7 protein-coding genes are annotated in these 10,825 nt (G+C 53.8%); 4 read left to right on the top strand and 3 right to left on the bottom strand.

Annotated features, from left to right (window positions below):
- Window positions 1–121: 121 nt before the first annotated feature.
- Window positions 122–2,044 (bottom strand): sensor histidine kinase, encoded by a 1,923-nt coding sequence (locus PZA18_RS22895; RefSeq protein ID WP_284103218.1) that lies wholly within the window; start codon window positions 2,042–2,044, stop codon window positions 122–124.
- 1 nt (window position 2,045) lies between these two features.
- The gene (locus PZA18_RS22890; protein ID WP_284103217.1) at window positions 2,046–3,047 is read right to left on the bottom strand and encodes an ABC transporter substrate binding protein; all 1,002 of its coding nucleotides are present in this window, start codon (window positions 3,045–3,047) and stop codon (window positions 2,046–2,048) included.
- Window positions 3,048–3,925: 878 nt separating this feature from the next.
- Here PZA18_RS22890 and PZA18_RS22885 point away from each other — a divergent pair.
- From PZA18_RS22885 to PZA18_RS22870, 4 genes are read left to right on the top strand one after another with little or no spacing between them, the layout of a single operon-like run.
- Window positions 3,926–5,749, top strand: coding sequence for a thiamine pyrophosphate-binding protein (locus tag PZA18_RS22885; protein WP_284103215.1), 1,824 nt, complete (start codon window positions 3,926–3,928; stop codon window positions 5,747–5,749).
- A complete protein-coding gene (locus PZA18_RS22880; RefSeq protein ID WP_284103214.1) occupies window positions 5,742–6,563 on the top strand; it encodes a citrate synthase family protein in 822 nt (273 codons plus the stop codon). The genes PZA18_RS22885 and PZA18_RS22880 overlap by 8 nt, the downstream gene beginning before the upstream one ends.
- Complete coding sequence (locus PZA18_RS22875; protein ID WP_284103212.1) at window positions 6,560–7,375, top strand: hypothetical protein; 816 nt, start codon at window positions 6,560–6,562, stop codon at window positions 7,373–7,375. Before PZA18_RS22880 ends, PZA18_RS22875 begins: the two co-directional genes overlap by 4 nt.
- Before the next feature lie 59 nt (window positions 7,376–7,434).
- Window positions 7,435–9,561 (top strand): TonB-dependent receptor plug domain-containing protein, encoded by a 2,127-nt coding sequence (locus tag PZA18_RS22870; RefSeq protein WP_284103211.1) that lies wholly within the window; start codon window positions 7,435–7,437, stop codon window positions 9,559–9,561.
- 70 nt (window positions 9,562–9,631) lie between these two features.
- On the opposite strand, the gene PZA18_RS22865 is transcribed toward PZA18_RS22870, so the two are convergent.
- Complete coding sequence (locus PZA18_RS22865) at window positions 9,632–10,381, bottom strand: SDR family oxidoreductase (RefSeq protein WP_284103210.1); 750 nt, start codon at window positions 10,379–10,381, stop codon at window positions 9,632–9,634.
- Window positions 10,382–10,825: the final 444 nt, after the last annotated feature.

Genomic DNA, 10,825 nt, shown 5'->3' with positions numbered 1-10,825 from the left:
GGATTTGGGCCTGCTGCGGTGTTAAAAACCGCTTGCTTAGCTCACTAAGCGGCGCGCTTTTCGCCTTGCATCAGGCCCAAATCCGACGAAACGCGATCCGGAAATAAAATGTCAACAGAGCCTAGGGCTGCAGACGCTCGGGCAGGATGAAGTAGAACGTTGCGCCAACATCGACCTCGGCCTCGGCCCAGATGTGGCCACCATGGCGATGGATGATGCGCTGTACCGTCGCCAGCCCGACCCCGGTCCCTTCGAACTCGGCTTTGGTGTGCAGGCGCTGGAAGGCGCCGAACAGATTGCGGGCATGCACCATATCAAAGCCTGCTCCGTTGTCCTGAACGAAATAGGCCAGACCTTGCGGGGTTTCCGTCTGGCTGAAAGTGATTTTTGCCACGCTACGCTTGCCTGAGTACTTCCAGGCGTTGCCGAGCAGGTTCTGCAACACGGCCCGCATCAAGCCCGGATCACCGACACAGTGCATGGCTGGCGTGATCTCCACCTCGACGACACGCTGCGGATCGGCTGTGCGCAGTTCTTCAATCTGCGCGCTGGCCATGTCGCTCAAGTTCAGCGGCTCCAGACGCAGATCTCCCCGGCTGACCTTGGCCAGCTGCAGCATGGCATCAATCAGCTGATCCATATTGTCGATGGCCAACCGGATGCGGTTCAGATAGTCACGCCCTACCGAATCGAGTTTGTCGCCGTAGTCTTCCTCCAGCATGTGGCTGAAGCCATTGACGCGGCGCAGCGGCGCGCGCAGATCGTGCGAGACCGAATAGCTGAAAGCTTCCAGCTCCTTGTTGGCGGCTTCGAGTTCGGAGGTCCGCTCGCTGACCTGATCTTCCAAATGGGCCCGATACGCTTCCAGTTCCTGTTCGGCTTTCTTGCGCTCGGTAATGTCGTCAAGAATGCCAGAGGTTCCGGCAAACTGGCCCGATGCGTCGGCGCGCACCCGCTGGGTGATTTCCGCCCAGCCGACCTGGCCGTTGGCACGGTGGAAACGGGCCTCATAGCGGGCGCCACGTCGCTCGCCGCTACGCATTTTTTCCTGCCAGGCTTCAATCTGCGCGTGGTCCTCTTCGTGCAGATAATCGAGCATGCGGCGCCCGAGGGATTCTTCCTGCTCAAATCCGGTGATTTCCCGCCAGGCGGGATTCAATAGCTCCCAGTGGCCATCGGCATCGGTCTGAAAGATCACCTCCTTCACGGTTTCGACCACTTCCCGATACTGCTGCTGACTCTCCCGCAGTGCTTCTTCGCGATCCTGCAGGGCGGCGATCATGCTGTTGAAAGCCTGCGCCATTTCAACAATGTCGCGGGGGCCTGATAGCTCTGCCCGCACATTGGCTTCGCCTCTTTCCGCCCTGGCCATGGCAGCCGACAGCAGCGTCAGCGGGCGGGTCAGTCGCAGCGAGAGGTAGCGGATGACTGCCAGGAAGAAGATGGCAATGAAAAAGGAAATCGCAAAATTGACCAGAAACACATTGGTCATCATGCGGGTTAGCGTGGCCTTGCTTTGTTCGACCCGCACATAGCCCAGATATTCATCAGCGCGCTCTTCCACCTCGAAAGGCGAGCTGGCCTTTTTGCTCAGCACCGGCGCCACAAACCGCCACGAATCGCTGGTTTCGGCTTCAAGATACGCCTGACGCAGATTCGGGCTGGGCGGGTTCGGATCGGCCGTAGCGACGCCGTTATGCCCGCGCACCAGCAAGGGACGGCTATCCGGCTGGCGGATTTCCACCCGCGTGACATCCGGGAAGGCGAGGGTGGCTTTGACCGCTTCACTGGCGTTATCGGATGACGCGGTCAGCAAAGCCAGCGAACTCTGGCCTGCCAGACTTTCGGCAATACGCTCCCCTTGGCCCACCATGGTGGCCCGGATCTGCCGGCTGCCTTGCCAGGAGCTCAGCAGCGACGAAAACAGCGCAATACAGAACACGCCCGTGGTAACAGCCGTAAACAGCTGCTGCCGGAAGGCCGTCTGGCGAAGGAGGTCGGTGAGGAATCGCATCCTGAGCGATGATGGCACTGTGCGATGCATATCAGGGCTCCGGAAAGACCATATCGAAGCCCTGCTTGTTTTCAAGATTGATGCTCAGGTGGCTGGCCGTTCGCACATTCACTGCCAGCAAGACATCTTTTAACGGCAGCACCTTGAGCTGTCCGTTGCCTCCCGCTGTGGCCAGCGACGATATGGCGGCTGTGGCCATATTGCGTCCCAGCTCAAGATTATTCGGATAAAGGGAAAACAGGGCGCCTCGTTTGACGTGCCCGACATTGCTGGAAAAGAACGTGAGGCTGCGGTTCCACGATTCCTGCAGGACCAGCGGCAATACCGAGCTGTCGTCAACGGTTGTCGAATCCTGCAGTAGCCAGAGTGAATCGGTTTTGGGGTCTGCCTGGGCGAATATGTCCTGATAAAGTTTGACAGCCCCCTTGATATCCTGCGCTTCCAGCGCATTCAGTTCCAGTCCTAAGGGCTTGGCCTGGTCACGCGCCAGCTTGATCAGCCATCCGTTCTGCTTCTGATCAAACACCACAAACACCCGCCGCATGCCGGGCATGAATTTTTTGAGCCGTGAAAACAGCAAGGCCGGGTCGGGGGCCAGGCTGTAAATGGCCAGCGTGCGCGGTTCGACGTCCGGCAGGGAGATCACGCCGCCCACCACCACGCGGATGTCCCGATCCAATGCGCTGGCGGCTTTCAGACCGGCACGGCCCAGTGCAATCACCACTTTGACTTCCTGCTTCTTCAGGTCTGCCCCCAACTCTTGAGGATTGAAGCTGGTGCCGATGGCGTAGTTGGCAACTTTGCCTTTTGTCTGGGTTTCCACGCCTTCAATGATTTTGGTGAAAACCGTGCGGTACGGTTCACCAATATCCGGGTATAGCACGGCAATACCGCGGCCATTCTCTGTTGCAGCATAGCCTGCAATCCCCGGCCATGTGGCCAACGACAGCATCCCCAGCGCACGCTGTAAGAGTGTGCGCCGGCTGATCAGCGTCAGCGGGATTGAAGAAGGTGATAGCGACGATTCGAACAAACCAGATCCTGAGCGAGGTGGGTTCCTGTCGGGAGTTTAGCACTGGCTAATCCGCTCCAAGCTCAAGAACCTGCGCGCTGTCTCATCTGCGGTGAATTGTCGGGACAAAGGGATGATGGAAATCGTCCTGACCGGGTGCAATCGGGGGCCTGCCTGCAACGGGCAACCTTTCTGGAACCACGACTGGATATGACGTTTGTGCGGGTTTGTCCGGCAGGTTGGTGTTTTCCCGTGCCCAACTATACTGGACCAGTAGGCGTTACTGATGTTGGCAGACACGCGTGCCGAACCGCTTTTTGCAGGCCGCATGCGCACCGACCAGACGCCTGGGTAGTGAAACGGTGGTAACCAAAAGAAGCGATGCTTGGCGCTGTGGGATATGCCCAATTCGGTTGCATTCGACCGGACAGACATTGTTTACAGCGCCCCAATCAGCAAGCGCAAGCTGTCAGTCAGGCACCTGGCAAGGTTCTTCATAAGGCCGGGGCTGCAGGCGGAGGGGAAATCAGGTTCTTTCGGCATCAGATGTCGGGCGTCGTTGACGTTTCGTTTTCAAGTCCGGAAGCGAGATGCCAGCCGTGCTCTGGCGGGTCAGGCTGAACAAGCCGGACGGGGCGAGTGTTCGCCCTTGCACACTCGCCTTCACTGAATCGACGGAGTCCTGGAAGCAATTTGCAATAGTGCCGCGTGCTCAGGATCGGAAGCGGGAAGCTTCTTCGCGTTGGTCTTGATAGGCGCCTTCCCCGGCTGATGGACGCTGACTTTGCAAACGCTTCTCAAAACCAACATGACCTGGGAAACGGTGGGGACACGCCTCAGGAATAGCCAACAGAACAGGGTTGGTTACGACTGTATTCATTGCAACGGAGTACCTGATCATGCACGTTCGAAAGCCCTCCCTCTCTGGTGGTGTTGACGAGGAACAGGCCGAAGTCGAAGTCTCTGACCTGATCGTATCCATGCTGGAGCGCATTGGCGTCGAGTACGTATTTGGCATTCCCGGTGGGGCGGTGGAGCCCATGTATAACGCCATGGCGCGCAGTGAGCGACGAGGTGGATTGCGGCATGTGCTGGCCCGACACGAAGCCGGGGCCGCCTTCATGGCCGACGGCTACGCCCGGGAGACTGGCAAACTCGGTGTCTGTATTGCCACCTCCGGCCCTGGCGCTACCAACCTGATCACCGGCATTGCCTGTTCATTCGACAATGGCGTGCCGGTGCTGGCCATTACCGGCCAGCCGCCCTTGCCGTCCTTCGGCAAGCGCGCATTTCAGGAATCCGCCTGCACCGGCATCAACACCCTTGGCATGTTCCGCCATTGCACACGTTACAACTCTTTGGTTTCGCACCCCGATCAGGTCGAGCACAAACTGGTCAGCGCCATGGCCAAGGCACTCCGCGCCCCCAATGGCCCGACACACCTGACCTTTCCGGTTGATGTCATGCGGGCAATGGTGATGCCGCAGGTTTCCTCCTACGAGCTCACCACCCTGTTCCGCCGTCGTTCGCTGATTGACGATGGTGCCATCCGTCATTTGTGCGAAGAGATCGTCGAAGCTCGCAATATCGTGTTCCTGATTGGCGGTGGTTGCCACGAAGCTGTCGGTCCGTTGATGACTCTGGTCAATCGCCTGGGCGCCGTATTTGTTGCGACCCCCGATGGCAAGGGGCTGATCAACCCCCGTCACTCGGCCTATCGCGGTGTCTTTGGCTTTGCCGGCCACAAGACCGCCGAGGCAACCCTGCGTATCGACACTGATCTGGTGATTGCGCTCGGAACCAATCTTGGTGAGTGGACCAGTGGCGGCTGGTCGGAAACCGTGCTCAACACCCGGCTGATTCATGTGGATGCCTCTGAAGACAACCTGATGCGCTCACCGATGGCAAGGCTGCATGTGCGTGGTCGTATTGTCAGCGTCTGCGAGCGGCTGCTGGAACTGCTGGCCTTCGTACAGCGACCGCAGCGTGTTGATCCGCTGCCCAGCATCGAAGCCACCCTGAATGACCCCGACAAATACGTCTCCAACGAGGGGCTGGTTAAACCACAACGGCTGATGCAGGAGCTATCCAACAAATTTCCGCCCACCACCCGCTTTGTGGCGGATACCGGCAATAGTACCGCCTGGGCTGTGCATTACCTGCATGCCCAGGATCGACGGTTGCTATCGCAAGACCGCCGCAGCGTGTCGCGCCATCACGTCCGGGACGAGCGCGGCGTGGAGCGGCGCTCCAGCAACTCCAGCTGGCTGCGCGTCACCATGGATTTCGCACCCATGGGCTGGGCGATTGGCGCGGCAATTGGCATCGCCCGCGCCAACCCGAGCTGCCCGGTGGTCTGCATCACCGGCGATGGCAGCTACCTGATGAATGGCCAGGAAATCACGGCCGCTACCGAAGAAGGGCTCACCGTTATTTACGTTGTGCTCAACGACGAGAGCCTGGGCATGGTCAAACACGGCCAGCGCATGACTGGCGCCGAACAAACCGCCTGTGCGCTGCCACCGGTTGACTACCGCAAGCTCGCCGAAGCGCTGAATGTACCGGGATACCGGATCGAAACCCCCGCCGACTTCGACCAGATCGACTACGCCGCCATCCTTGCCCGCAAAGGCCCGACGATGATCGACGTCCGCATCGACGGCGAGGAACCCCCACCCATGGGCGTAAGAGTCAAGACATTGACGGGAGGTCAGGATGAGTAATCAGGCGAGTGAATCTACTCAGGACTGCATTCACAGCGAAATCTGGGATGAGGATGCTCAGGAAGGCAACCCCTTCCGTGCTGACAGATGCTATTGCCGGGGCTATGACGTGTTTGGCGACCTCCTACCCAATGCGAGTTATATCGCTTATCTCTTTCTTCTGTTCAGACGAGAAAAGCCTACCCCACAGCAAGCATCCATTATGGAAGCACTGATGATTGCCCTGGCCAACCCCGGTCCCCGAGACCCCTCGGTTCATGCGGCAATGTGTGCGGGGGTAGGGGGCTCCCCGGCCGCTGCGGCCTTGGTCGCAGCATTGTCAGTCGGCGCCGGCAGCTATGGGGGGGCGCGGGAAATCCGTTTGGCGCTGGAACGCTGGGCTGCCTGTGGTAAGGACATCGAAGCCTGGCGGCCAACGGTCTTGCCCCCGGCAAAGCCAGAGCGATCGGTCGTTTGGCCTGACATTGAACATGCACCAGGCTTTGATCCCTATGCTTCCGTGTCAAGCACGATGGTGAACCAGCTGCTACACCGTCTGGCATCACTACAGCCCGGAGGTTGTGCGGAATGGCTGTTAGAAAGTCGTCAAGCTCTCGAAGCCGCTGCAGGGTTGCCACTCTCGATCTGTGGCGTTGTTGCAGCGGGATTTACAGATCTCGGTTTTTCTCCTGCCGAGGGCGAAATGCTGGCCCTGCTGTTTCGTTTGCCGGGCGCTGCGGCACATGCAATTGAGCAAGTTGATGTTGGATTCAGGAAATTTCCTTTCTTTGCGATAGACGTCGAAAATGATCCGCTAAAACCAAGGAAAACATGATGAACAAGCAAATTAATTTAAATGATTACCTGGGTGTATTTAAAACCAAGGCAGGTGCTTGTTTTCCTGGTGACCGGGCAATCTTTCGCGGTAAAGAGCTGCATAAAGATTTCTATCACGCAGACTGGATGGAATTATTTGTTTTTGGCATTACCCAAAAGCGATTAAGTGCCCGGCAAGTAAAAATACTGCATGCACTTTGGGTATATACCAGCTACCCCGATGCCAGATTATGGAATAACCGCGTCGCTGCGCTGGCCGGAACGGCTCGCAGTTCAGGGGCGTTGGGAATCAGTGCCGCGATTGCAGTATCCGAAGCAACGATTTATGGGTGGCAAGCCGCCTATGAAGCCGCTGACTTTCTGGAAAGAGCAAAGGCTTTGCAAGATAAAGGAAAGTTATTGGCGGATGTCATAAAGGAAGAGCTGGCGGTTCGCCCGAGAATCAGAGGTTGGGGTCGGCCGGTGGGAGCTTTACAGGAGGATGAACGAATTCCCGTCATGCTCAAGCGCATGGAAGAAGAAGGAGAGCCACAAGGCGAATATTTGAGATTGGCATTTGCCATTGAAAAAGAACTGAGCGCCATGTCCAGCCGCCCATTACTAACCACTTTCGCGACAGTATTCATGGCTGTTTCGTTAGATGTTGGGATGAGTGCAAGGGAGGCCTATTTGTTTTTACTGCCGTGTTTTCTCGCTGGAATGCCACCTTGTTATCAGGAGGCATGCGAAAAACCGGAGGGTGCTACATTTGTCTTGCCATGCAGTCAATTAAAATATTCAGGGCCAGCAAGGCGAAATTGGTCTGGTTGAGCGCGTGATTTAGTTTGCAGTTTCTGCTCTGTTCATTAGACCCAATTGGAGCGTGCGCAATGCCAAACTATAGAAAGCGTAATACAGTCTCGATCTTGAATGGGCTCGCTTTTTTTGTTTCTGCTGCATTTGCCTTTGCAGAAACCAACAATCAGGCTGGCGAGGAAGAGGATTTATCTCAGGTTTATGGGGATAATGCATTTGTTTCAATTGCAACGGGTAGTAAACAGCCGATTGCAAGAGCCCCAGCGGTAGCGACGGTTATTACTGCGCGAGATATAGAGGCTATTGGAGAGACCGATCTGGATGAAGTACTGAGGCTTATTCCGGGGATGCATGCCTCAGTATCCCCTTTGGCATATAGCCCTATTTATGCAATTCGTGGAATTCATACCAAATATAATCCACAGGTATTGGTTCTGGTGAATGGCCTTCCGGTTACAGATAATTTCCAGGGGAACAGGTCATTTTCATGGGGCGGGTTCCCCTTGGAAAATGTTGCGAGAATAGAAGTGATTAGAGGGCCTGGGTCTGCATTGTATGGCGCAGATGCCTTTTCGGGTGTTGTTAACATCATCACTAAAAACCCGTCGGAGATGTCGGGTGTAAACTTCGGTGCGCGAGCCGGATCATTTGACTCGAAAGAAGCATTCCTTATGCATGGTGGAAATTACCATGGGGCTGAATTCTCCTTTTTTGTCAAAGCAGGTGAGTCAGACGGCCAAAAGGAAGAGATTTTATATGATACACAGTCAACCATAGATAAATTATTTGGCACTAAAGCATCTTTAGCGCCTGGGGCAGTAAGTACCTCTCGCAGAGCTTTTGATGCAAGAGTGGAAATGAAGTACAAAAATTTGCGGGCTAGAGCAGGCTACCAATATAGAAAGGTAGGCATTGGCGCCGGGCTGGCTGATGCGGTGGATCCTTATGGACGTTTGCCAGGACGCAGGACGAATTGGGATATCACCTATAACGATCAGAACTTATTTGAAGGGTGGGATATTTCGGCTCAGGTCAGCTATTTTAATGTGAAAGATGAACCAGGTGACCCGGGATATATGCTTTTCCCTCCGGGGGCTTTTGGTGGGGCATTTCCGAAAGGGGTCATCGCCAATCCATCGCATTATGTAGAAAATACACAAGTGGATTTGTCTGCTTTCTACACGGGATTTGAAAAACACAGGGTGCGCCTTGGTGCGGGTTATAAGAAGACCGACATGTATCGAACCATGGAATTTAAGAATTTCGATATCCAGACTGTGCCAAATATCGGCCCTGTTTTTATTCCTTTAGGGGAAATAAAGAATGTCAGCGAAACGGCGCCTTATATCAGACCGCATGATAGGCGACTTCGTTATGTGTTTTTGCAAGATGAGTGGTCGATAGCAAAAGATTGGGTATTGACTGCGGGTTTGCGTCACGATAAGTATTCAGACTTTGGTAGTACAACCAATCCGCGCCTGGCACTGGTTTGGGATGTTTCATATAACCTGACATTCAAGGCTTTGTATGGGAGGGCATATAGAGCACCTGCATTTGCAGAGTTATATAATATTAATAATCCGGTGGCAATCGGGAATCCAAATTTAAAACCAGAGAAGATTTCTACTGGAGAAGTGGCATTGTCCTGGCAATCCACTCCGTCGCTCCAGCTAGGTGTGAACGTATACCAGTATAAGATGAAGGACATTATCAGGTTCGTGCCGAATGCCGATCCAAGTACAGGTGCAACGGCGCAAAATACCGGCTCACAGTCTGGGCATGGCGCAGAGTTTGAAACAACCTGGGACATTAATAAGACTATTCGACTAACAGGTAATCTATCTTTACAGAAATCAACAGATGATACAGCCAATAAAGATGCAGGTGGAGCGCCACAGCGCAGGGTTTTTGTTAGAGGAGATTGGCGTTTTCTACCAACTTGGCAGTCGAATTTAACGGTTAACTGGGTCGCTGATAGGGCAAGGGAGCCTGGTGACAATAGGCCTGAAGTAAAAGATTATACGCTGGTTGATTTTTCAGTCAGAAAGGAGAAGTTGTTTGGAAATTGGGAAATGAGGGGCGTGGTAAAGAATATATTTGATACCGATGCTCGAGAACCCAGCCCTGCACCAGGTAATACTTTGTACGATCTACCTTTGGCTGGCCGGGCATTTTATATTCAGCTGTTAGGACACTTTTAGTAGGTGGTAATAAATAAAGGCACCGGAGGCGGTGCCTTTATTCTTGGGTAATGGTCTTTCGAGTCATGACTTATAGCAAGCTCATTCCACCATCCACGACAATTTCTTCACCCACCAGATAAGAGGAATCTTCAGTGGCAAGGAAAAGAACGCTTTTGGCAATTTCTTCCGGCCTGCCAAATCGGCCAATCGGAGATTTTCTTTCGATGTCTTCCTTGATGGCGCTTTCAACGTCATTCGGGACGCCAAATTTGCTATAGATGGGTGTTTCTATTGGGCCGGGGTTGATGGCATTAACCCGGATTCCACGACTAATCAATTCCAGCGCCAAACTTTGTACCATTGAGCGCAAGGCAGCTTTGCTTGCGCCATAAAGACTGAAATTAGGGCAACCCAGTTTATTGGTAATGGAGGTCGTAACAATAACGGAAGCATTCTTGTTCAATAGTGGTAGTGCATGTTTGATGAGAAAGAATGCACCTTTTACATTGGCTGAGATGATTTCATCAAATAGTTCTTCGGTAATGAACTCAATCGGGGCGGCTTTGGCGATACCTGCGTTGATGAAAAGAATATCGAGTTGCTGATGGTCCTGTTTGATTTTGCTAACCAGATTTTCTATTTCATCAGGCTGGCTGGCATTGCTCTGATGGATAATGAGTTGTTCTCCAATAGATGCCTTGGCACTCATGAGTTTTTCAGCGTCTCTGCCAGTTATGATGACTGTTGCGCCTTCCTCAATAAATAGCTTGGCTGTAGCAAGCCCTATGCCGCTGCTCCCTCCTGTGATAAGAGCAGTTTTTCCTTTCAGCTTTCCCATGCTTGACTCCTGATTAAATGTGAGTATCGGGAATTTTTGAGGCTACAGGTGTAATTTGATAAGTAGGTAAATGGTCGGTTGGAATAACTGGCCAGATTACAAGTCTAGATCATGAGTGCGGTAATTCAATTGTGCGGTCATGGGTAAGGGTGGAAATAAAAAATGGCCGTGATATTCACGGCCATTTTTCTTCACGGTGGTATTTGGGCTGGTGCTAGGCTCTGTTGACGTTTTGTTTCCGGTCGCGCCGGGCCGAGTTTTGGGGCAGGGCGAGGCAGGGTGAGTGCAGTTTAGCGAGCTAAATAAACGAACCCTAACTGTCAGGTTCCGCCTGTTTATAAACTTTCCTCGTAAACAGATCCGGCTGTTTAACCTGCCACTGTTTCATAGCCTCAATCGGAGACAAGAAGTTGAGGGCTTTTTGTGGGATGTGATGATTGTAGG

Origin of the sequence: Parachitinimonas caeni (genome assembly GCF_030129945.1) — a bacterium.
Classification (GTDB): Bacteria; Pseudomonadota; Gammaproteobacteria; order Burkholderiales; family Chitinimonadaceae; genus Parachitinimonas; species Parachitinimonas caeni.
Note: the sequence above shows the minus strand (reverse complement) of the source record. Positions and strands in the feature narration are given on the sequence as shown.